Source organism: Aurantimonas sp. HBX-1, assembly GCF_021391535.1.
Lineage (GTDB): Bacteria > Pseudomonadota > Alphaproteobacteria > Rhizobiales > Rhizobiaceae > Aurantimonas.
Genome location: NZ_CP090066.1, coordinates 4,226,356 through 4,248,309 on the forward strand (window position 1 = coordinate 4,226,356; position 21,954 = coordinate 4,248,309).

Sequence of the window (21,954 nt, forward strand, 5' to 3'; positions counted from 1 at the left end):
AAAGACTTGCATGCTCGACACTGACACGAAACGCCGCATCGACACCTGTCGCGATATCCTCGTTGGCAAGGTTCCCGACCCAAAAAGCCAGGTCGAACAGATCACGGTCGCGCTGATCTACAAATTTATGGACGACATGGACCTCGAGTCCGAGGAGCTGGGCGGCGAACGGAAATTCTTCACCAAGGATTATGAACGCTACCGCTGGGCCAGACTGGTAGCGCCGGGCGTGTCGGGCCAGGAGATGCTCAACACCTACTCCGAAGCATTGACCAAGATGGTCGAGAACGACCAGTTGCCTGAACTGTTCCGGTCGATTTTCCGCAACGCCTATCTGCCCTACCGCGACCCCGAGACGCTGCGCAGCTTCCTACGCGAAATCAACAGCTTCACCTATGACCACAGCGAGAAGCTCGGTGATGCATTCGAGTACCTGCTCTCGGTTCTCGGCAGCCAAGGCGATGCCGGCCAGTTCCGCACGCCGCGCCACATCATCGATTTCATGGTCGAGATCATCGACCCGAAGAAGACCGAAATCATCATGGATCCCGCCTGTGGCACGGCGGGTTTTCTGATTTCAGCCTACAAACACATCCTTAAGGCCAACTCGTCTCATGTGGTGAACGACAACGGCAAGGGGCAGGAAACGGACGCAGCCGAACGGGCACTAGAAAGCCCCTTGCGCTATCCCGGTGATCTACTGACACCTGAGGAACGCAAGCAGCTGGCCCACAACATTAAGGGCTACGACATTTCGCCAGACATGGTGCGCCTCAGCCTCGTGAATCTCTATCTTCACGGTTTCGCCGACCCTAAGGTTGAGGAATACGACACGCTGACCTCACAAGACAAATGGCAGGAGACGGCCGACGTCATCCTGGCTAATCCGCCCTTTATGTCGCCCAAAGGGGGCATCCCCCCTCATTCACGCTTTCAGGTTCAGTCCAAACGCAGCGAAGTCCTGTTTGTCGACTACATGGCCGAGCACCTGAACCCGCAGGGCCGTGCCGCCATCATTGTGCCCGAGGGCATCATCTTCCAAAGCCAGAGCGCCTATGTGGCGCTGCGCAAGATGCTGGTGGATGGTTACCTTGCCGCCGTCATCTCGCTGCCCGCTGGCGTGTTCAACCCCTACTCCGGCGTGAAAACTTCGATCCTGATCCTTGACCGCGCCGTGGCCAGGGCGAGCCAGCACGTTGCTTTCTTCAAGATTGAGAATGACGGCTTCGCCCTTGGCGCACAGCGCAAGGCGATAAAGGGGTCGCAACTGGCGCAGGTGAAAGCCGAGCTTGGGACGTGGTTGCAGGCCGCGCGGGCGGGCGGGGGCGACGAGCTGGAAAGCATCCTCGGCTTTGCCGTCCAGAGAAATGACCTGCTGTCCGAAGGATCGGTCACTCTGAGCGCAGAACGATATAAGACGCGGGACGATAGCCGGTCCGGTTTCCCAATGGTCTCGCTGAGCGATGAAACTATTTTCAAAGTCGAAAGCGGCGGCACCCCGAAGTCTGATGTGAGCGAGTATTGGGATGGGGACATTCCATGGGCGACGCTGGTTGATCTGCCTGCAACCAACTTCATCACCGAAATCAAAGGGACCGTTCGAACCATCAGCGAAGCAGGGCTAAAAAGCTCGTCGGCCAAAATGATTCCGGCAAATTCGGTACTTGTTTCCTCTCGCGCGACTATCGGGCGAATTGCAATCAACCGGGTACCTCTGGCCACAAACCAAGGCTTCAAGAATATCATCATTGCCGACGATACACGGGCGTTGCCCGAGTACGTTGCTTTGGCGGTAACGCGGCTTGTACCAACTATGCAAAGTTGGGCAACAGGTGGCACGTTTGCGGAAATCTCAAAGAGCAAGTTTTGCGAGTTAGAAATACCCCTCCCGCCGCTTGAGGTGCAGCGCGAGATTGTGGCCGAGGTCGCGGGCTATCAACGTGTCGTTGACGGTGCCCGCGCCGTCCTCGACAACTACCGCCCTCACATCCCGGTTGATCCTGAGTGGCCGATGGTCGAACTCTCGGACGTATTCGACGCGATGGAAGCCGGTGTAAGTGTGAATTCCGAAAATCGGACCAAACTGCCAGGCGAGGTGGGCGTCTTGAAGACCAGCGCGGTGACGTCCGGGATCTTCAACCCAGATGAGCATAAGGCTGTGTTACCGGAAGAAGTGGACCGGGTGAAATGCAGCCCCCAAAAAGGTTCGATCATCATCAGCCGCATGAATACAGAGGCTCTTGTCGGGGCAAGCGCATATGTTGATGAGAATTATCCTGACCTGTTTCTGCCTGACCGGCTCTGGCAGGCTGTAATCACTCGGCCCGATGTCAGCGCGAAATACATTCACACCGTCATAGCGTCCAATGAATACCGTGCGCGAATTTCCTCAATTTGCGGTGGGACCAGCGGGAGCATGAAGAACGTTGCGAAATCTCAGCTTCTGAAAATCGTGGTTCCGCTTCCTGATTTCGAGGTTCAGCGAACCATCGTCGCTGATATCGAGGCCGAGCAAGCCATCGTAGGCGGCAACCGAGAGCTGATCGCTCGCTTCAAGAAAAAAATCGATACCGCCATCGCCCGCGTCTGGGGCGAGGCCAAGGCTGCTGAGGCAGCGACCTGATGGACGAGGCACTCGAGCTCCGCGAATTTCTGCCACAGTCCTTCGCAAATGGCAGCGAACAGGCCTACCTCGACTTTCTCTGGTCGGCCTTCCAGACCAACTACGAGGCCGGGCGCTACGAGTTCGCCAGCCTCGCCTTTCATCTGCTCTACATGAGCTTCGTCTCCTTCTCGATCTGGCAGATCAGGCTGGCCCGACCCGAACCGTTCGCTATGGCGATGGTCGGATTTCGCTCGGATGACGAAGGTAGTCTGATGGACTGCGAGAGCCCCTTCAAATTCTATGATCGCCTGAAGGAAAGCCAGATCTTTCGCTTCCTTAAGCTGATCGGCTGCACCAATCAGCAAGTCGGTGAGTTCGCCAAATTCGTGCGCCGCCGCAACAAGATCGCCCACCCCAGCGGCACAGTTTTCTTCAACGACCAGGCCGCGATTGACGCCGAGATCGCCGACATAATGACCGAGGTGCGCAACATCGAGGCGCACATGCAGCCGGTGATCCTCGAGCTTTATAGGAGCTTTCTGTGCGAGAGCGCCGATGCCGAGGAACTTGAATACTCAGTTTATGACGATGAGATCACGGCGAACTTCGTGCACAAATACTACATGTCCACAGCCGACCTCGCCTTCTGCGGTTCCTTCGACATAGAGCCGCTTCGCGGTGAACCCGGTTTCGAGGTAATGCAAGAGCTTCACGAGGCCCTGGCTGCGCTTTATCCTGCCGAAGAAGGCGAGGAGGCCGCATGACATCGCTTCACGACATTGCTGACCGCAAGCTGCGCCCGGCCAGGTGCCGCGCGCTGATGGAGGAAAGCCTGATTGAAGATTGTGTCGCAGCCGAACCGGCCCCTTTCGGTGCGGGTTGGAGCGCTTCGCTCGATTGAGTGATGAGCGTGTGCAAGGCTAAGAACGGCCGCGACTTCAAAAGCCCTGTCGATGCCGCGCTGGTAACCGCGAGGTAACCACGGCAGATTCGACCGTTCGTAGCCCATCTAACGACGGTGTGATTCAACCGCAGTCAAAACGCAAAAGCCCCGTGAAAACAGAGCTTTGGATCTTTGGCAATGAAGAAAATTTGGAGCGGGCGAAGGGATTCGAACCCTCGACCCCAACCTTGGCAAGGTTGTGCTCTACCCCTGAGCTACGCCCGCCCGCTCCGCGCAACACCGAAGCGCTGCGACGGGCGCTATATGGCGGAAAGCCGGGGTGATTGCAACAGCCAAATGACACGGGCGGCGGACGACCGCCGGAGCCCGGGCGCCGTGTCGGCGGCAGCGGCTCCGACCGGCGGCCCGGTCCCCTCCCGTCGGGCGATCACCCGTCCGCGCCACGGGACCGAGCCGGAACTTCCGCCGGCCCCCTTCGCATCGGCGCCCGGTTTCGCTAGAGGCTGCCGTCAGCAGCCTCAGCGAGCAACGCCATGATCGACACGCCGGAACAGATGATCGCCCATCTCGAGGGTCTCGGCATCGCCAGCCGGACGGTGTCGCACCCGCCGCTGTTCACCGTCGAGGAGAGCCGGAGCCTGCGCGGGACGATTCCCGGCGGGCATACCAAGAACCTGTTCCTGAAGGACAAGAAGGGCCGGCTGTTCCTGGTGGTGGCGGAGGAGGACCGGGCGGTGGACCTCAAGACGCTGCACCGGCGAATCGGGGCGAGCGGCCGGCTGTCCTTCGCCGGGGCCGATCAGATGCGGGCGCTGCTCGGCGTCGCGCCGGGCTCGGTGACCGCCTTCGGGGTGGTCAACGACACCGAGGGAGCGGTGCAGCTCGTGCTTGATGAAGGCCTGCTGGCGCACGATATGGTGAACTGCCATCCGCTGACCAACGCGGCGACGACAACCATTGCCACCAGCGACCTGATGGCGTTTTTCCGGGCCACCGCGCACGAGCCGCTCGTCATCGAGCTGGACGGCGGGGTCGATGACGGCGAGGAACGGCGAGAATGAGCGACAATCCCTACGGCAATTCCTTCGGCGGCGGCTACGGCGCCCAGACCAGCCGGCCGTCCGCTCCGGCGGCCCCGGCCCCTTCCGCCGGGCTGCAGGGCTTCGGCGCGGCGCCGCAGGCGGCCCCGGCCGGCGACCTGGTGAAGGACACGACCACGGCGAAATTCGCCGCCGACGTCATCCAGGAATCGCGCAACCAGCCGGTGCTGGTGGATTTCTGGGCGCCCTGGTGCGGCCCGTGCAAGCAGCTGACCCCGATCCTCGAGCGCGCCGTCCAGGCTGCCGGCGGCCGGGTCAAGCTGGTCAAGATGAACATCGACGAGCACCCGGCGATCGCCGGCCAGCTCGGCGTCCAGTCGATCCCGGCGGTATTCGCCTTCGTCGGCGGCCAGCCGGTGGACGGCTTCATGGGGGCGCTGCCGGAGAGCGAGGTCAAGGCCTTCATCGACCGCCTCACCAAGGGCGCCGGCGGCGATCCGCTGGCCGAGGCGCTGGCCCAGGCGAACGAGCTGCTGGCCGAAGGCGACGCCGCGAACGCCGCGCAGCTCTTCGCGGTGATCCTGCAGCACGAGCCGGGACATGCGGGCGCCACGGCGGGCCTGGCGGAGTGCTATCTCGCGATGGGCGAGCCTGCGCAGGCCCGGGCGATCGTCGACACGGTGCCGGCCGATGCGCCGGACGAGCCGGCGCTCGCCGCCGTGCGCACCAAGCTGAAGCTCGCCGAGGAGATCGCCGAGCTCGGCGACCCGGTGCAGCTGCAGGCGCGGATCGAGGGCGATGCCGACGACCACCAGGCGCGCTTCGACCTGGCGCTGATCGCGCAGGCGCAGGGCGACCGGCCGACCGCAGCGGGCCACCTGCTGGAGATCATCCGCCGCGACCGGACATTCATGGACGACGGCGCGCGGCGCAAGCTGCTGGAGTTCTTCGAGGCCTGGGGCCCGGCCGACCCGGCGACGAAGGAAGCCCGCCGCAAGCTCTCGACGCTGCTCTTCTCCTGAGCGGGCACCCGCGCCCGCCGCTCCCAAAGGGCGGCGGGCAGCGCCCTGTCGCCGCATCCCCTTGAGATCGCCCGCCAAGGCTCCACATGCCGGATCGGTAACGGAGAACGCCCTTGGTCCAGGCCGGCAACTACAACTACACCGACGAATCGGACCTGCCCAACGTGGTGCCGGTCTTCCCGCTGGGCGGTGCGCTGCTCCTGCCGGGTGGCCAGCTGCCGCTCAACATCTTCGAGCCGCGCTATCTGCAGATGCTGGACGACGCCATGGCTGGACGGCGGATCATCGCGATGATCCAGCCGAGCCTCGACGGCGCCAAGCGCGAGGACGGCGAGCCGGAGCTCTGCCAGGTCGGCTGTCTCGGCCGCATCACCTCGCTGAGCGAGACCGGCGACGGGCGCTGCATCGTCAATCTGCACGGCATCGCGCGCTTCCGGGTGATCGAGGAGATCGCCTCGCGCACCCCATACCGGATGTGCCGGATCGCCGCCTTCGTCGGCGACCTCAATCTCGGCGAGGGTGCCGAGGAGGTCAATCGCGACGCCCTGCTGAAGGCGTTCCGGCAGTATCTCGACGCCAACCAGCTGGAAGCCGACTGGGAGAGCGTCACCCGCGCCTCCAACGAGACGCTGGTCAACGCGCTGTGCATGATGTCGCCCTATGGCGCGGCGGAAAAGCAGGCGCTGCTCGAGGCGCCGGATCTGAAGACGCGCGCCGACACGCTGATCGCCATCACCGAGATCTCGCTGGCGCGGGACGGCGAGGAGGGCGACGGCACGTCGCACACGTTGCAGTGAGCGGGCAGGCCGTGATCACCTGCGCCGCGGCTTGGGGAGCCATCCCGGCATGAAAGAGGAAACCGAGCGGGCCGAGACGCTGCGGCCGGACCCGAAGCTTCTGGAGCTGCTGGTCTGTCCGCTGACCAAGACGCCGCTGGTCTACGACCGCGAGGCGAACGAGCTGGTCTCGCGGGCCGCCAAGCTGGCGTTCCCGATCCGCCACGGCATCCCGATCATGCTGGTCTCCGAGGCCCGCGAACTCGGCTGAGCCGCGAGCGGCGACGTCGGCGCACGCCCGACGCAAAAGGGCCGGACGCTGCGGCCCGGCCCTTCATCTTAATGCATCGTTAGCGACGTCACTGCGCTGGCGGGGCCGCCGGGGCGTTGCCCTGCGCGGCGGTGGCTTCCCTCGCCTTGGCCAGCACGTCGTTCTGGGCCAGAACGAGGCTCTGGATGCAGGCATTCTCGTCATTGGCGCCACGGGCGGTCTCGGCCTTCGCCACATGTTCGGCGGCCGACGTGGTGTCGAGCCCGGCCGCACCGGCCTGGTCGATCAGCGACTGGATCTGCGGCAGCGCCTCGGCGCAGGTGGGGGTGGGCTGCGGCGCGCCCATCTCGGGCGGCGCGCTCTGGGCCGCCGCGGCGACGGTGCCGAGGGCGAGCAGCCCGGCGGCGAAAATCGTGGTCTTCATGTCGGTCTCCGGATTCATCTGAGGCCGCCCGAGCGGCGGCTTCGCCAATGGGTCCGAGGCTGACGGCGCAACGCGGCCCGAATGGGGTCGCACCGCGCTCATTCCGGGGCGATTTTGCTGCAGCCTGCCGCATCGTCCCCACGGCGCCGCCACGCTCGGGTGTTCGCCGCCGTCAGCCGAGGAGCCCGGCGGTGAGCGCCAGGCAGGTCGCCAGCGATGCCGCCAGCAGCAATCCCTCCGCCACCGAAAGCCGGATCCTTGCCCCGCGCATGTGCCGCAGCCGCGCGCGCGGCGCAGGGGCGGCCGCCCCGCAACCGCCGGCCAGCCGGCCGGTCAAATGCCGGCGCCGTCGCCGACCGTCGTCGGGTCGGCACGCTCGCCCGGCGGCGGAACGGCGTCGGCGCCGAAGGCCGCGGCGACGAAGGGCCGGAGCGCCAGGTCCAGCAGCGCCAGGCCCAGCGCCGGCAACAGGCCCAGCCCGAACAGGAAGGCGAGGAATCCGACCAGCAGCGCCGCCGCGGCCCGATAGAGCAGCACGCTGCGCCGGAGCGCCGGCTCGGCATCGCCGGCCTGGCCGAGCCACAGCGCCTGCAGCCTGGCCGGCGCGCCCTCTGGTTCGGCGGCTGCCACCGGCCGGGGAGCTGCGGCGCCGAGGGCGGTAACGACGCCGAGCGCCACCGTCTCGTTGGTCAGCTGGTCGATCAGGATGAAGGAGCCGAGCTCGCGGTTCGCCTCGTAGGTGGTCGCCACCGGCGGCCGGTCGAAGGCGATGGTCACCCGGCCGATCTCGTTCATGATCAGCGCGCTGGTCGGCCGCGCCTCGAAGGAGTGGATGTCGATCGCGGCATCGAGGCCGCGCACGATGGCCGGCGTCGTCGCCGCCCCGAGTCTCGCGACAAAGCGGCCGCCGGCGATCAGCGGCCGTTCCGCCATCCAGAGAATCTCGGCCTGCAGCTTGCTCGCCACCGCGACCTTGTCGGCGGCTGCGACGATGACGTCGCCGCGCGACACGTCGACCTCGTCGGCGAGCGTCAGCGTCACCGCCTCGCCGGCCCCGGCCGACTCGACGATGCCATCCGGGCCGTGGACCGCCTGCACGCGGCTCGCCCGCCCGCCCGGCATGACCTTGACGGCGTCGCCGGCCCTGACCTCGCCGCCGACGATCGTGCCGGCAAAGCCGCGGAAGTCCAGATGCGGCCGGTTGACCCACTGCACCGGCAGCCGGAAGGCCGCCTCGGACGGCGCGAAGGTCGGCGGCTCGACGGCTTCGAGATGGGCGAGCAGCGTGCGGCCGCGGTACCAGGCCATGTTCGGCGAGGGCACCGCGACATTGTCGCCATTCTTGGCCGAGACCGGGATGAAGGCGACGTCGGTGAAGCCGAAGGAGGGCAAAATCTCTTCGTAGTCACGCTTGATCGCCTCGAAGCGATCCTCCGAGAAGTCGACGAGATCCATCTTGTTGATGGCGACGACGACGCTCTTGATGCCGACCAGCGAGGTGATGAAGGAGTGCCGCCGCGTCTGCGGCAGGATGCCCTTGCGCGCGTCGACGAGGATCACCGCGAGCTCCGCCTGGCTGGCGCCGGTCGCCATGTTGCGGGTGTACTGCTCGTGGCCGGGCGTGTCGGCGATGATGAAGGCGCGGTTGCCGGTCGAGAAGTAGCGATAGGCGACGTCGATGGTGATGCCCTGCTCGCGCTCGGCCGACAAGCCGTCGACGAGCAGCGCGAAATCGAGATCGGCGCCGGTGGTGCCGAACTTCTTCGAATCGCGCTTCAGCGTCTCCAGCTGGTCGTCGAAGACGGCGTTGGTCTCGTAGAGCAGCCGGCCGATCAGCGTCGACTTGCCGTCGTCGACCGAGCCGCAGGTGATGAAGCGCAGCAGCGACGCGGCGGGAGCCAGCGGGCCGGCGAGGGGATCGTCCGAAAAGTCCTCGTCCGGTGCGGGACCGGCGAAGCGCTCGTCCTCGGCGATGACGGCCGGGTTGGCGATCGGGGCGAGCGATGCGTCGACGGTCTCGAGCGTCTCGAGGTCACGCTTCCTGGGCAGGGCGCCGGTCATCAGAAATAGCCTTCCTGCTTCTTCTCTTCCATCGAGGCGCCGGAATCCTGGTCGATGACCCGTCCCTGGCGCTCGGAGGTGCGCGAGCCGCGCATTTCGGCAATGATGTCTTCAAGGCTTGCCGCGGAGGACTCCACCGCGCCGGTCAGCGGATAGCAGCCGAGCGTCCGGAAGCGCACCATCATGGTCTCGACCGTCTCGCCGGGCTTGAGCTTCATGCGCTCGTCGTCGCGCATGATCAGCGCGCCGTCACGCCGCACGATCGGGCGCGGCGCGGCGAAATACAGCGGCACGACGGGGATGTTCTCGATGGCGATGTAGTCCCACACGTCCTGCTCGGTCCAGTTGGACAGCGGGAAGACGCGGAAGCTCTCGCCCTTCTTCTTGCGGGTGTTGAACAGGCGCCAGGGCTCCGGCCGCTGGTTCTTGGCGTCCCAGCGATGCTCCGGCGTGCGCAGCGAGAAGATGCGCTCCTTGGCGCGGCTCTTCTCCTCGTCGCGCCGCGCGCCGCCGAAGGCGGCGTCGAACCGATACTTGTCGAGCGCCTGCTTCAGCGCCTCGGTCTTCATCACGTCGGTATGGACTCTGGAGCCGGAATCGAACGGATTGATGCCGGCGCGCACGCCCTCCTCGTTGGTGTGGACGATGAGGTCGAGCCCGAGATCCTTGGCGCGCTGGTCGCGGAAGGCGATCATCTCGCGGAACTTCCAGGTCGTGTCGACGTGCAGCAGCGGGAAGGGCGGCTTGCCGGGGGCAAACGCCTTCATCGCCAGATGCAGCATCACGGCGGAATCCTTGCCGATCGAATAGAGCATCACCGGGTTGTCGGCGGTCGCCGCCACCTCGCGCAGGATGAAGATCGATTCGGCCTCGAGCCGCTGCAGATGGGTCATGGGCTTCATTGCGGCAGTCTTTCAAAGGCAGCGTCGCCCTCGGCGGGGCGGTGGTTGTCGGCGCGCACCGGCCGACCGGCATCGTCGACATGCAGGCCGCATTCGCGCTTGGTCTCTTCCTCCCACCACCAGCGGCCCGCCCGCTCCGGCTCGCCGGGCAGCAGGGCCCGCGTGCAGGGCGCGCAGCCGATCGACAGGAAGTTCTTTGCGTGCAGCGTGTTGACCGGGACGCCGTTCGCCTCGGTGAAACGGACGATCGCGTCGCGCGACCAGTCGAAGATCGGGTTGGCCTTGACCAGCCCGCGGGCGCCGTCGAAGCCGACGAAATCCATGTCGGCGCGGTTGGCCGACTGGTCGCGGCGCAGGCCGGTGATCCAGCCCGAAGCGCCGGCGAGCGCCCGGCCGAGCGGCTCGACCTTGCGCACGCCGCAGCAGTTCTTGCGGAACTCCGGCGCGTAGTAGAAGCCGTCGATACCCTGGTCGTTGACAAGTTCCTCTAGCGCCTCGCCGCGCGGATACATGGCGCGGATGCGGTGGCCGTATTTTTCCTCGGTCTCGCGCCAGAGCGCGTAGGTCTCGGGAAACAGCCGGCCGGTATCCAGCGTCTTCACCGCGATCGGCAGGTCGTTGGCGAAGATCAGATGGGTGATCATCTGGTCCTCGATGCCGAGGCTGGTGGTGAACACCACCGGGCCGGGCACGTGTTTGGCCATCGCCTCCAGCCGCTCGAGCGGCGTCATCGACGCGAAGCTGGCGTTGAACGCGGAGGCAAGTTCCCTCAGTCTCTCCGACATCGCATCAGCCTTTCCGGGCCGCGAGGCGCTGCTGGAGGATGCTGGCCTCGGCCGTTTCGTAACCGCTCTGGTAGCGGGCGCTGATGGCGTCCTTCGCCGCCATCCACTGCTGCACCGGCTGGCGGTTGGCCATGGTCTGCGGCAGCTCGACCTCGTCGAAGCCGCAGGCCAGCGCGTCGGCGAACTGGTCGGCGATCAGCGGGCCGGACGCACGCAACGTGCCGGCGAAGCCGGCGCGCCGCAGGCGCTTGGCCAGCGACAGGCCGCGCCCGTCGGAGAAGGACGGGAACTCGACGGCGATCAGGTCGACGGCACCGAAGAAGGGCACGATCTCCTCCACCGGGGCGCTGTTGGGCACCGACAGGCCGAAGCGGCGGTTGCTGCCCGCGGCCAGCACCGCGCCGGCGAGCGCCAGCGGCACCAGCACAGGCGCTTCCACGGCGGCGGCAGCCTCGGCGGAGTCGATCCGCACGTAATCGTCGGGTTTGTCGCCGGATGCGGTGATGACGGTCATTCGGCCGGCTCCCGGACGGCCTGGCGTGCGGCAATGTAATCCGCAAAGCCTGCCTTGAAAGGTTCGATCCCGGCGCGGCGGACGGTGTCGAGGAATTCCTCCCCCGGCGCCCGCTGGCCGAGATAGACGTCGACGATGGTCTCGATGGCGCCCGGCACGTCCTCCGCGTCGATGCCGGGGCCGAGGCGCTCGCCGAGCGCCGCCCGTTCGGTTGCGTCGCCGCCGACGGTGATCTGGTAGTTCTCCTTGCCGGCCTTCTCGAGCCCGAGAATGCCGATGGCGCCGACATGGTGGTGGCCGCAGGCGTTGATGCAGCCGGAGATCTTGATCGGCAGCGGGCCGATGTCCTTCTGTCGCGCCTCGTCGGCGAAGGTCGTGGCGATCGCCTGGGCGATCGGGATCGACTTGGCGGTGGCGAGCGCGCAGTAGTCGAGCCCCGGGCAGGCGATGATGTCGGTGACGAGGCCGGCATTGGCCGTTGCCAGACCTGCCGCCTGCAGCACCGCGAAGACTTCCGGCACGTCGTCCTTGCGGACATGCGGCAGCACGAGGTTCTGGGCATGCGTTACCCGCAGCTCGCCGAACGACCAGCGCTCGGCGATGTCGGCGAAGACCCGCATCTGCTCGGCGCTCATGTCGCCGGGCACGCCGCCGACCGGCTTCAGCGAGACGGTGAGGGCGATGTAGCCCGGCTGCTTGTGGGCAAAGCCGTTCTGCTCGACGAAGCGGTCGAGGGCGGCATCGGCCCGGCGCGCCGCGTCGAGAGCCGGCGAGGCCTCGGGCAGCGCGTCATAGGCCGGCGGCGCGAAATAGGCGGCGATCCGCTCCAGCTCTTCCTGCGGGGCGTTGATCGTCGGCCCGTCGAGCTTGGCGTATTCCTCCTCGACGCGGCGGCGGAACTCGTCCTCGCCGGTCTCGTGGACGAGGATCTTCACCCGCGCCTTGTACTTGTTGTCGCGCCGTCCTTCCGAATTGTAGACGCGCATCACCGCCTCGAGATAGGCGAGCAGCTCGTGCTTGGGCAGGAAGTCGCGGACGATCTTGCCGATCATCGGCGTGCGCCCGAGCCCGCCGCCGACGACGATCTCGTAGCCGACCTCGCCGGTCGCCGGATGCCGCTTCACCTTCAGGCCGATGTCGTGGACCATGATCGCCGCGCGGTCGTGCTCGGCGCCGGTGACGGCGATCTTGAACTTGCGCGGCAGCCAGACGAATTCCGGGTGCAGGCTCGACCACTGGCGGATCAGCTCGGCGGTCGGGCGCGGGTCCTCGACCTCGTCGGCGGCGACGCCAGCGAACTGGTCGGCGGTGACGTTGCGGATGCAGTTGCCGGAAGTCTGGATGCAATGCATCTCGACGTCGGCCAGCAGGTCGAGGATCGCCGGCACGTCGCGCAGCTTCGGCCAGTTGAACTGCAGGTTCTGGCGCGTGGTGAAGTGGCCGTAGCCCTTGTCGTAGGTATCGGCGATGACCGCCAGCTGCCGCAGCTGCCGCGAGCTCAGCGTGCCGTAGGGCACCGCGATGCGCAGCATGTAGGCGTGCAGCTGCAGATACAGGCCGTTCTTCAGCCGCAGCGGCTTGAACTCGTCGTCGGACAGAGAGCCATCGAGCCGGCGTTCCACCTGGCTGCGGAACTCGGCGACCCGATCGCGCACGAAGCGCTCGTCGAACTCGTCGTAGCGGTACATGGAAACTCCTGTCGTCTCGGTCCGAAAAGCGGGATCATGCCGCCGGTCAAATCATCCGGGCTGCTGCGGCGGGAAACCGCCGCAAGCGCCTCAGGCCGGCGTGGCGAACTCGGCCTGCTTGCCCATGTCGGGGTGAATGGACGGGCCCTTCTGCCGCATGGCGTCGCGGAAATGCCGGGCGCGCGGCAGGCCGGTACTCGTCAGGTCGACCGGCACCAGATACGGGTCGACCACCAGATTGGCGGCGAAGGCGGCCTTGCCCTCCGCCTCCATCGTCGCGGCGCTATCGGCGTCGAAGGCAATGCGCGCGGCGGACGGGTCGAGAGTCCAGCCGGACTCCGCGAGGAACACGACGTCGCCGTCGAGAAGGTGGTTCGCCATCAGGATCGCCGGAAGGGTATCGCCCCTGACCTTCGATCCGGCCCGGTGTTCGGCTGCCATTGGCGTTCTCCCGTGCTGATCCCAATAGGTGCTGAGCGCCACGCCCGATCGGGCGTCACGCCGAGGCTCTTAGATAGGCGCAATCGCTTGCGACGGCGGCGGCGGGGATTGCCTTGTATCCCGCCAAGGGGAAAGAATTTGCTGCCATAAGGGGGAGCGGCGACCGATTCCGTTTCCCGGCACCGAATACCCTCAGATCGGCTCGCCCTGCAGCAGGCGCGGCGAGGGTCCGCGCGTCAGGCCGGCGGCCTGGCCGATGAAGAACTGCTTCAGCGGCGGGGCGCGGTCGACCAGCGACAGGCCGAAGGAGCGGGCGGCGCGCAACAGCCGGCTGTCGTTGGAGAACAGCCGGTTCAGCACGTCGGTGGTGATGCCCATCTGCAGCGTGTCGAAGCGGCGCCAGCGCTGGTAGGTCTCCAGCACGTCGAGCGCGCCGATGTCGAGCCCGAGGCGGTCGGCCTCGACGACGGTCTGGGCGAGGGCCGCGGCGTCCTTGAAGCCGAGATTGAGTCCCTGGCCGGCGATCGGATGGATGCCGTGCGCGGCGTCGCCGGCGAGCGCGATGCGCGGGCGGACGAAGTCGCGCGCGAGCGTCAGCCCGAGCGGGAAGGCGCGGCGCCCGCCTTCGACGGTCAGCGCCCCAAGCTTGTGGCCGAAGCGCCGCTCGAGCTCCATCTCGAACAGGAGGTCGTCGGAAGCGACCAGCCGTTCGGCCTCACGGGTCGGCTCGGTCCAGACCAGCGACGAGCGGTTGCCCTTGAGCGGCAGGATGGCGAACGGGCCGGAGGGCAGGAAATGCTCCTCGGCGCGTCCCTCGTGCGGGCGCTCGTGCCTGACGGTCGCGACGATGCCGGACTGGCCGTAGTCCCAGTGGACGGTGCGGATGCCGGCCATGTCGCGGATCTTCGAGCGCACGCCGTCGCAGGCGACGAGCAACCGCGCGTCGATCCTGCCGCCGTCGGCGAGGCGGACGGCGATCGACGCCAGGCCGGGCTCGATGCCCGACACCGCGACCGACTGGCGGATCCTGATGCCGAGCGTCTCGGCGCGTTTGCGCAGCGCTTCGTTCAACGCGACGTTCGGCAGCATGTGGGCGAAGGGCTCGCCCGGCTTGGCTTCGCCTCCGAAGGTGAGGAAGACCGGCCGCACCGGGTCGGAGGTGCGGGAATCGGTGACGATCATCTCGGTGATCGGCTGCGCCTCGTCGCGCACCTCGTCCCAGATCTGCAGGCGCTCGAGCATGCGGATCGCCGCCGCGGCGACGGCGGAAGCGCGCTCGTCCTTGCGCCAGACGCCCTCAGGCGCGGCGTCGACGACGACGATCGACAGATGCGGCGCGGCGTCGGCGATCGCCACCGCGGTGGTCAGACCGACATAGCCGGCGCCGGCTATGACGATGTCGGCGCGCTCGCCCCCGTGTCCGTCGATCGTGTCGCTCATGCCATTCTCCTTCGCGCGCGGTCATGCCGCCCGGCGCCGACGGGTTGACGATCCCGTGCCCCTGGTGCAACGCCGCAGGTAAGCGGGGGCGACGGCCCCCGCAACCGCGGAGTAGACTAGTATGACGATGGCCGTTGGAAAGCTCCTGGCGACGCTCGACCTCGAACGGCTCGAGGAAAACCTCTTCCGCGGCACCAGTCCCGACCAGACCTGGCAGCGCGTCTTCGGCGGCCAGGTGATCGCCCAGGCGCTGGTCGCGGCGCAGCGCACCGTGCCGGCGGAGCGGCACTGCCACTCCCTGCACTCCTATTTCATGCGGCCGGGCGATCCGGCCGCGCCGATCATCTATGACGTCGACCGGATCCGCGACGGCGGCTCCTTCACCACCCGCCGCGTCGTGGCGATCCAGCACGGCCACGCGATCTTCTCGCTGTCGGCCTCGTTCCAGAAGGACGAGCCCGGTTTCGACCACCAGGCGCCGATGCCGGACGTGCCCCGGCCGGACGATCTGCCGCACGGCCAGGCGATCACCGACACGATCCTCAAGCACGCGCCGGAGCCGGTGCGGCGCTACTGGCAACGGCCGCGGCCGATCGAGTTCCGGCCGGTGTCGTTCGACCACTATCTCAGCACCGACAAGCTCGAGCCGTTCCAGCAGGTCTGGGTCCGCTGTTCCGGCGAGATCGGCGACGACCGCGACCTCAACACCGCGGTGCTCGCCTACCTCTCGGACATGACGCTGCTGGACACCGCGTTGTTCGCGCACGGCCTGTCGGTGTTCAGCGACAAGGTCCAGGCGGCGAGCCTCGACCATGCGATGTGGTTCCACCGCCCGGTGCGGGCGTCCGAGTGGATGCTCTATTCGCAGGACAGCCCGTCCTCCTCCGGCGCGCGCGGGCTGACCCGCGGGTCGCTCTTCGCGCTGGATGGCACGCTGGTGGCCTCGGTCGCGCAGGAAGGCCTGATCCGTCCACGGCGTGCGCAGACTGCCTAAGTATTAGGCAAAAATTGCACATCTGATGATTTGGCGAGCGGCCGACGCCTGCCTCATTCGCGGGCAGCGACCGCTTTTTCACCGGGATTCACCGATTTGGCGTCGCTGCCGGCGACGCGGCGCCGTTTGGCACGCGCCTTGTTTACCTGGAGTCAGTCACCGTGCGGGCGTTCCGCCCCATCCCGCGGTTGGCTCAACTCGGCGGCCGTGCCACGGCGGCCGTCAAAGCTGCGAGGTGAACATGAAAATCGTGATGGCGATCATCAAGCCATTCAAGCTTGACGAGGTCCGCGAGGCGCTGACGAGCGTCGGCATTCAGGGTCTCACCGTGACCGAGGTGAAGGGTTACGGACGGCAGAAGGGGCACACCGAGATCTACCGCGGCACCGAATACGCCGTCAGCTTCCTGCCGAAGCTGAAGATCGAGGTCGCGGTGCCGGTCGACATGGTCGATCGCGCCGTCGATGCGATTCAGGTCGCGGCCAAGACCGGCCAGATCGGCGACGGCAAGATCTTCGTCTTCAGCATCGATTCCGCCGTGCGCATCCGCACCGGCGAGATCGACGTGAACGCACTTTGAGAGCGGGGGCAGGACATCACATGACCAGCGGAAATACACCGGCCACCATGACCGCGCCGGCCCAGCCTGCGAATGCCCAGGCGGCGGGCAGCCTGCCGCCGCGAGCGGCAGGCCTGACGTGCGCGGGCGCGTCGCGGTTACCCGATATCGCAGTCACCCGGACCACGGCGCCAGCACCGCGCGATCTGGCACGGGTCTTGATTGCTGACCCACGGGACGCAGCGGATGCTCCCGGGCAAGCGCGCCATCCGGACTCTGTTGGAAAGTTGCAACTCATGTCGAGATCACTTCAATCGCTTCGGCGCGTGGCCGCCGCCGGCGCCTGGCTGGGAGCCGCCGCGGCCCTTGCCGCCACTGCCGGACCGGCCTTCGCGCAGGATGCGGCCGCCACCGCCGCCGCCCCGGCCGCGGAAGCCGTCTCCATCGTCGAAAAGGGCGACGTCGCCTGGATGATGACCGCGACGCTGCTCGTGCTGTTCATGACCATGCCGGGCCTCGCGCTGTTCTATGGCGGCCTGGTGCGGGCCAAGAACATGCTGTCGGTGCTGATGCAGTGCACCGTCATCACCGGCGTGGTGATGATCGTCTGGGTGCTCTGGGGCTACTCCTTCGCCTTCGGCGGCGGCACCAGCCCGTACTGGGGCGGGCTCGGCAAGCTGTTCCTCGCCGGCGTGACGGTGGACTCCACCTCCGCGACCTTCAGCGACGGCGTCGCCATTCCGGAATATCTGTTCATCGCCTTCCAGATGACCTTCGCGGTGATCACCCCGGCGCTGATCGTCGGCGCCTTCGCCGAGCGGATCCGCTTCTCGGCGGTGGTGCTGTTCACCGTCCTCTGGGTGACCTTCGTCTACTTTCCCATCGCGCACATGGTGTGGGACGGCTCGGGCCTGATCTTCAACTGGGGCGCCCTGGATTTCGCCGGCGGCACCGTCGTCCACATCAATGCCGGCATCGCGGCGCTGGTCGGCTGCCTGTTCGTCGGCAAGCGCACCGGGCTCGGGCGCGACAACATGGCCCCGCATTCGATGACGCTGACCATGGTCGGCGCCTCGATCCTGTGGGTCGGCTGGTTCGGCTTCAATGCCGGGTCCAACCTCGAGGCAACCGGCGGCGCGGTGCTGGCGATGCTGAACACCTTCACCGCCACGGCGGGCGCGCTGGTCGCGTGGTGCCTCATCGAGACGGCGACGCGCGGCAAGGCCTCGATGCTCGGCGCGGCGTCCGGCATGGTCGCAGGGCTCGTCGCCGTCACCCCGGCCTGCGGCACGATCGGTCCTGTCGGGGCGATCGTCCTCGGCGCGCTGGCCAGCGGCTGCTGCTACTTCTTCGTGTCGGTGGTGAAGAACAAGTTCGGCTACGACGACAGCCTCGACGTGTTCGGCATCCACGGCATCGGCGGCATCGTCGGGGCGGTCGGCACCGGCATCTTCACCGCGCCGTGGCTCGGCGGCACCGGCGCGGAGGACTTCTCCATCGTCGGCCAGACCACGACGCAGATCTGGGCCGTGGTGGTGACCATCGTGTGGTGCGGAGTCATCTCGGCGATCCTGTTCAAGCTGGTCGACCTCATCGTCGGCCTGCGTCCCACCCCCGAGCAGGAGCGCGAAGGGCTCGACCTCAGCTATCACGGCGAGGCCGCCTACCACGCCTGATCCGTCAGAGCGTCGAACTGAAGCAGAGGGACGGGCGAGCGATCGCCCGTCCCTTTCGCGTTTCGGTGCCGACCGAGGCGACGCGGCCGCCGCTTCCTCGCGGTCCTTTCCCGCCCGGCGCATCCGTAAGGCCCTCTTAAGCTTAAGCGGGTCTTAACCTCGCCCTCCTAGTCTCGCCGCAAGCAGCGGACTAGCCCGGCGGGGCAGGGTCCGAGGAGTCGAGACAGGGCGATGGCGATGGCACAGACGGCGACGCGCGAGGGGGAAACCTCCTTCATCCGGCGGCAGGGGGAGATCGCGGGGGCGGCCGGCCTGCTCGGCCTCGCGGCTTATCTGGGCGTTGCCTGCGCCACCTGGACGGTCACCGATCCCTCGCTCAGCCAGTCGAACCAGAACATGGTCGAAAACTGGGCGGGCCCCTCCGGCGCCATCGTCGCCGACCTCGCCATGCAGGTCTTCGGGCTCGCCGCGGCGCTGCTGGTGGCGCTGCCGGCGATCTGGGGCCTGATCCTGCTGTCGGGCCGGCGCATCGACCACATCTGGCGCCGCGCCTGGTACGGCGTGGCGGGAATCGTGCTGGCGGCGGCCGCCGTCGGCTGCCTGCCGGCGCCCGAAGGCTGGCCTCTGCCGATCGGCCTCGGCGGCGTTGCCGGCGACATCGTGCTGAAGTTCCCGGCGCTGGCGACCGGGGCGTTTCCGGAAGGGTTCCTGGCCGTCGTGCTGGCGCTGATGATGGCCGGGCCGGCAGGCTGGCTGTTTCTCAACGGCGCCGGGCTGATCGACCGTCGCGGTCCGGCTCCCGTGCAGGCCGGCCGCCGGTCCGCCCCGCAGGACGACGCCGACGACGAGGATGCCGGCGAGAGCCGCTTCGCGCTCGTCTTCGGGGCGCTCGCGCATACCGCCTATTCGGCCCGCTCGGCGATCGGCCGCCGGCTGGAGGCGCGCCGAGCCGCGAAGGCCCCGCGCGAATTCGGCGACCGCTTCGACGACTGGCAGGACGAGGACGATCTCGACGCGCCGCTGCCGGCCCCGCTGCCGCGCGCCGCGCAGCGCGAGATCCGCGTCTCGGTGCCGGAGGCAAGGGACGGCGACTATTACGATCCGATGGATGACGACGACGCTGCGCCGGCCCATGCCGGGGCCGCGGCGGAGAACGACCTCGACATGCCGTGGGACGAGGCCGACGCCGACATGGGCGCCGCCCCCGACATCGACGACGACGCCTTCGTGATCGGACCCGGCGACCGGGTGTCGCCGAATGCGGCGCCGATCGCCGAGGAGCAGGGCGGCTGGCGCGGCCTGCTGGCCGGCAACATCGTCGCCTTCCCGGGCCGTCGCAAGGCCGAGGCGCCGGCCGGACAGGCCCCGGCGGGTGCCGTTGCGGCCCGCGCCGGCGCACCGGCGCGCGAACCGGCTCCCCGGCCGGCGGAAGCCGCCGCACGCGTCGTGCCGCAGGCGACGGTGACCGCCGAACAGCGCAAGCTGCGCGGCGGCTCCGGCCGGGCTCTCGCGCTGCAGCCTGCCGCGGGGCGGGGCGAGGCGGCGCCCTTCGTGCTGCCGTCGGTGGATTTCCTGACCCCGCCCAAGCCGCGCAGCCGCGATTCCTCGCTGTCGCCGGAGGTGCTGCAGGAGAATGCCCGGCTGCTCGAGGGCGTGCTGGAAGATTTCGGCGTCAAGGGCGAGATCATCGAAGTGCGGCCCGGCCCGGTCGTCACGCTCTACGAGCTGGAGCCGGCGCCCGGCATCAAGTCGAGCCGGGTGATCGGCCTGGCCGACGACATCGCCCGCTCGATGAGCGCCATCGCGGCGCGCGTCGCAGTCATCCCCGGCAAGAACGCCATCGGCATCGAGCTGCCGAACCAGCGGCGCGAGACGGTGTATTTCCGCGAGATGATCGCCTCGGAAAGCTTCATCCAGAACAAGAGCCGGCTGGCGCTGGCGCTCGGCAAGACGATCGGCGGCGAACCGGTGATCGCCGACCTCGCCAAGATGCCGCATCTGCTCGTCGCCGGCACCACCGGCTCGGGCAAGTCGGTGTCGATCAACACGATGATCCTGTCGCTGCTCTACCGGCTGACGCCGGCGGAATGCCGGATGATCATGATCGACCCGAAGATGCTGGAACTCTCCGTCTATGACGGCATCCCGCATCTGCTTGCGCCGGTCGTCACCGATCCGAAGAAGGCGGTCGTCGCGCTGAAGTGGACGGTCAAGGAGATGGAGGACCGCTACCGCAAGATGTCGAAGGTGGGCGTGCGCAACATCGACGGCTTCAACACGCGGGTCCGCCAGGCGCTGGAGAAGGGCGAGACGATCTCCCGGACGGTGCAGACCGGCTTCGACCGCGAGAGCGGCGAGCCGATCTTCGAGACCGAGGAGTTCGATCTCGAGCCGCTGCCGTTCATCGTGGTGATCATCGACGAAATGGCCGACCTGATGATGGTCGCCGGCAAGGACATCGAGGGCACGGTGCAGCGCCTCGCCCAGATGGCCCGCGCCGCCGGCATCCACGTCATCATGGCGACGCAGCGCCCCTCGGTCGACGTCATCACCGGCACGATCAAGGCGAACTTCCCGACCCGCATCTCCTTCCAGGTGACCTCCAAGATAGACTCGCGCACGATCCTGCAGGAGCAGGGCGCCGAGCAGCTGCTCGGCATGGGCGACATGCTGTTCATGGCCGGCGGCGGCCGTATCCAGCGCGTCCACGGCCCGTTCGTCGACGACGCCGAGGTCGAGGACATCGTCCGGCACCTGAAGGCGCAGGGTGTGCCGGACTATCTCGACGCGATCCTCGAGGACGACGACGAGGACGGCGGGGCCACGGGCGGCGCTTCCGGCAGCGGTGCCGCGGGCGGCGACGTCGACGAGGGTGCCGACCTCTACGACCAGGCCGTGGCGGTGGTGCTGCGCGACGGCAAGGCCTCGACCTCCTACGTCCAGCGGCGGCTGTCGATCGGCTACAACCGCGCCGCCTCGATCATCGAGCGGATGGAGAAGGAGGGTATCGTCGGTCCGGCCAACCATGCCGGCAAGCGCGAGATCCTGGTGCCGACCGAAGACGACCGGATGTAGGGCCTGCCGCCATCCGCGCGCCCCATTGCGCGGCCATGGTCACATCCCGACATAAACGGAAAGCCACGGCCTCTCGGGCCGCGGCGACGCAAGGGCGACTTCGAAAGGGAAGCCTCGACCATCATGGCCATTACCAGCATTTTTCCCCGCCACGGACGCCGTCTCGGCGCCGTCCTCACCGCCGCCTTCGTCGCCGTCGCGACGCTGCTGCCGATGAGCGGGACTCCCGTCGCGGCGCAGTCCAGCGCGGCCGCGCAGCGGATCGCCGATCACTTCTCCAGCGTCCAGTCGATGCACGGCTCCTTCATCCAGTTCGATCCGAACGGCCGGCAGACCGAGGGCAAGTTCTTCATCGAGCGGCCGGGCAAGGTGCGGTTCGACTATTCCTCGACCCCGCTGCGGGTGATCGCCGACGGGTCGAACGTCGCGATCAACAACAGCAAGCTCAACACCTGGGACCTCTATCCGCTGTCGAAGACGCCGCTGAAGCTGCTGCTCGACCAGCGCATCGACCTGTCGGCGGCGAACATCCAGAGCGTCAAGGAAGAGCCGGACCTCACGACGATCGTCATGGGCGACAAGTCGGTGTTCGGGACCTCGCGCATCACCATGATGTTCGACCCCAAGACCTACGAGCTCAAGCAGTGGACGATCCGCGACCAGCAGGGCAAGGACACGTCGGTGATGATCTACGACGTCCAGCAGGGCGGCCGGTTCGAGGCCTCGGCCTTCAAGATCCCCTATACAGCGATCAGCCAGGGCCAGACCGGCAACTGA

General features: G+C 67.4%; 20 protein-coding genes and 1 tRNA gene. 12 read left to right on the forward strand and 9 right to left on the reverse strand.

The features are described from left to right. The first annotated feature begins 10 nt into the window (after window positions 1–10). From LXB15_RS19965 to LXB15_RS19975, 3 genes are read left to right on the forward strand one after another with little or no spacing between them, the layout of a single operon-like run. Window positions 11–2,623, forward strand: coding sequence for an N-6 DNA methylase (locus tag LXB15_RS19965; protein WP_233950098.1), 2,613 nt, complete (start codon window positions 11–13; stop codon window positions 2,621–2,623). Next, complete coding sequence (locus LXB15_RS19970; RefSeq protein WP_233950099.1) at window positions 2,623–3,369, forward strand: hypothetical protein; 747 nt, start codon at window positions 2,623–2,625, stop codon at window positions 3,367–3,369. Before LXB15_RS19965 ends, LXB15_RS19970 begins: the two co-directional genes overlap by 1 nt. Further along, complete coding sequence (locus LXB15_RS19975; RefSeq protein WP_233950100.1) at window positions 3,366–3,506, forward strand: hypothetical protein; 141 nt, start codon at window positions 3,366–3,368, stop codon at window positions 3,504–3,506. Before LXB15_RS19970 ends, LXB15_RS19975 begins: the two co-directional genes overlap by 4 nt. 192 nt (window positions 3,507–3,698) lie before the next feature. Here LXB15_RS19975 and LXB15_RS19980 read toward each other — a convergent pair. After that, window positions 3,699–3,773: transfer RNA gene (locus LXB15_RS19980), tRNA-Gly, on the reverse strand. A gap of 269 nt (window positions 3,774–4,042) precedes the next feature. On the opposite strand from LXB15_RS19980, the gene LXB15_RS19985 reads away from it, so the two are divergent. From LXB15_RS19985 to LXB15_RS20000, 4 genes are all read left to right on the forward strand, one after another. Next, on the forward strand, window positions 4,043–4,570 hold the full coding sequence (locus LXB15_RS19985; RefSeq protein ID WP_233950101.1) for a prolyl-tRNA synthetase associated domain-containing protein: 528 nt from the start codon (window positions 4,043–4,045) through the stop codon (window positions 4,568–4,570). Next, the gene (trxA, locus tag LXB15_RS19990; RefSeq protein ID WP_233950102.1) at window positions 4,567–5,571 is read left to right on the forward strand and encodes a thioredoxin; all 1,005 of its coding nucleotides are present in this window, start codon (window positions 4,567–4,569) and stop codon (window positions 5,569–5,571) included. Before LXB15_RS19985 ends, trxA begins: the two co-directional genes overlap by 4 nt. 113 nt (window positions 5,572–5,684) lie before the next feature. Next, window positions 5,685–6,368, forward strand: coding sequence for an LON peptidase substrate-binding domain-containing protein (locus LXB15_RS19995; protein WP_233950103.1), 684 nt, complete (start codon window positions 5,685–5,687; stop codon window positions 6,366–6,368). Window positions 6,369–6,417: 49 nt separating this feature from the next. Beyond that, the gene (locus tag LXB15_RS20000; protein WP_233950104.1) at window positions 6,418–6,618 is read left to right on the forward strand and encodes a Trm112 family protein; all 201 of its coding nucleotides are present in this window, start codon (window positions 6,418–6,420) and stop codon (window positions 6,616–6,618) included. Between the two features lie 88 nt (window positions 6,619–6,706). Here LXB15_RS20000 and LXB15_RS20005 read toward each other — a convergent pair whose 3' ends face one another. From LXB15_RS20005 to LXB15_RS20040, 8 genes are all read right to left on the reverse strand, one after another. Further along, entirely contained in the window at window positions 6,707–7,042 is a 336-nt protein-coding gene (locus tag LXB15_RS20005; RefSeq protein ID WP_233950105.1) for a hypothetical protein, read from the reverse strand. 333 nt (window positions 7,043–7,375) lie between these two features. Beyond that, window positions 7,376–9,103: a sulfate adenylyltransferase subunit CysN gene (gene cysN / locus LXB15_RS20010; protein ID WP_233950106.1), complete on the reverse strand. Its 1,728-nt coding sequence runs from the start codon at window positions 9,101–9,103 to the stop codon at window positions 7,376–7,378. Beyond that, the gene (gene cysD, locus LXB15_RS20015) at window positions 9,103–10,005 is read right to left on the reverse strand and encodes a sulfate adenylyltransferase subunit CysD (RefSeq protein WP_233950107.1); all 903 of its coding nucleotides are present in this window, start codon (window positions 10,003–10,005) and stop codon (window positions 9,103–9,105) included. Before cysD ends, cysN begins: the two co-directional genes overlap by 1 nt. Beyond that, complete coding sequence (locus LXB15_RS20020) at window positions 10,002–10,790, reverse strand: phosphoadenylyl-sulfate reductase (RefSeq protein WP_233950108.1); 789 nt, start codon at window positions 10,788–10,790, stop codon at window positions 10,002–10,004. The genes cysD and LXB15_RS20020 overlap by 4 nt, the downstream gene beginning before the upstream one ends. A 4-nt stretch (window positions 10,791–10,794) precedes the next feature. Beyond that, a complete protein-coding gene (locus LXB15_RS20025; RefSeq protein WP_233950109.1) occupies window positions 10,795–11,304 on the reverse strand; it encodes a DUF934 domain-containing protein in 510 nt (169 codons plus the stop codon). Continuing rightward, the gene (locus LXB15_RS20030; RefSeq protein ID WP_233950110.1) at window positions 11,301–12,992 is read right to left on the reverse strand and encodes a nitrite/sulfite reductase; all 1,692 of its coding nucleotides are present in this window, start codon (window positions 12,990–12,992) and stop codon (window positions 11,301–11,303) included. Before LXB15_RS20030 ends, LXB15_RS20025 begins: the two co-directional genes overlap by 4 nt. 90 nt (window positions 12,993–13,082) lie before the next feature. Beyond that, on the reverse strand, window positions 13,083–13,433 hold the full coding sequence (locus LXB15_RS20035) for a DUF2849 domain-containing protein (protein WP_233950111.1): 351 nt from the start codon (window positions 13,431–13,433) through the stop codon (window positions 13,083–13,085). Window positions 13,434–13,625: 192 nt separating this feature from the next. Continuing rightward, window positions 13,626–14,873 carry a ubiquinone biosynthesis hydroxylase gene (locus LXB15_RS20040; RefSeq protein ID WP_233950112.1) on the reverse strand — a complete coding sequence of 416 codons (1,248 nt, stop codon included), beginning with the start codon at window positions 14,871–14,873 and terminating at the stop codon, window positions 13,626–13,628. A gap of 121 nt (window positions 14,874–14,994) precedes the next feature. On the opposite strand from LXB15_RS20040, the gene tesB reads away from it, so the two are divergent. The 5 genes from tesB to LXB15_RS20065 all read left to right on the forward strand — a co-directional run bounded on the left by tesB (window position 14,995) and on the right by LXB15_RS20065 (window position 21,954). Then, the gene (gene tesB / locus LXB15_RS20045; RefSeq protein WP_233950113.1) at window positions 14,995–15,867 is read left to right on the forward strand and encodes an acyl-CoA thioesterase II; all 873 of its coding nucleotides are present in this window, start codon (window positions 14,995–14,997) and stop codon (window positions 15,865–15,867) included. A gap of 241 nt (window positions 15,868–16,108) precedes the next feature. Next, window positions 16,109–16,447: a P-II family nitrogen regulator gene (locus LXB15_RS20050; RefSeq protein ID WP_233950114.1), complete on the forward strand. Its 339-nt coding sequence runs from the start codon at window positions 16,109–16,111 to the stop codon at window positions 16,445–16,447. A gap of 275 nt (window positions 16,448–16,722) precedes the next feature. Continuing rightward, a complete protein-coding gene (locus LXB15_RS20055; protein ID WP_255696621.1) occupies window positions 16,723–18,102 on the forward strand; it encodes an ammonium transporter in 1,380 nt (459 codons plus the stop codon). A 237-nt stretch (window positions 18,103–18,339) separates the two neighbouring features. Further along, on the forward strand, window positions 18,340–21,177 hold the full coding sequence (locus tag LXB15_RS20060; RefSeq protein ID WP_233953265.1) for a DNA translocase FtsK: 2,838 nt from the start codon (window positions 18,340–18,342) through the stop codon (window positions 21,175–21,177). 123 nt (window positions 21,178–21,300) lie between these two features. Continuing rightward, window positions 21,301–21,954 (forward strand): outer membrane lipoprotein carrier protein LolA, encoded by a 654-nt coding sequence (locus LXB15_RS20065; RefSeq protein WP_233950115.1) that lies wholly within the window; start codon window positions 21,301–21,303, stop codon window positions 21,952–21,954.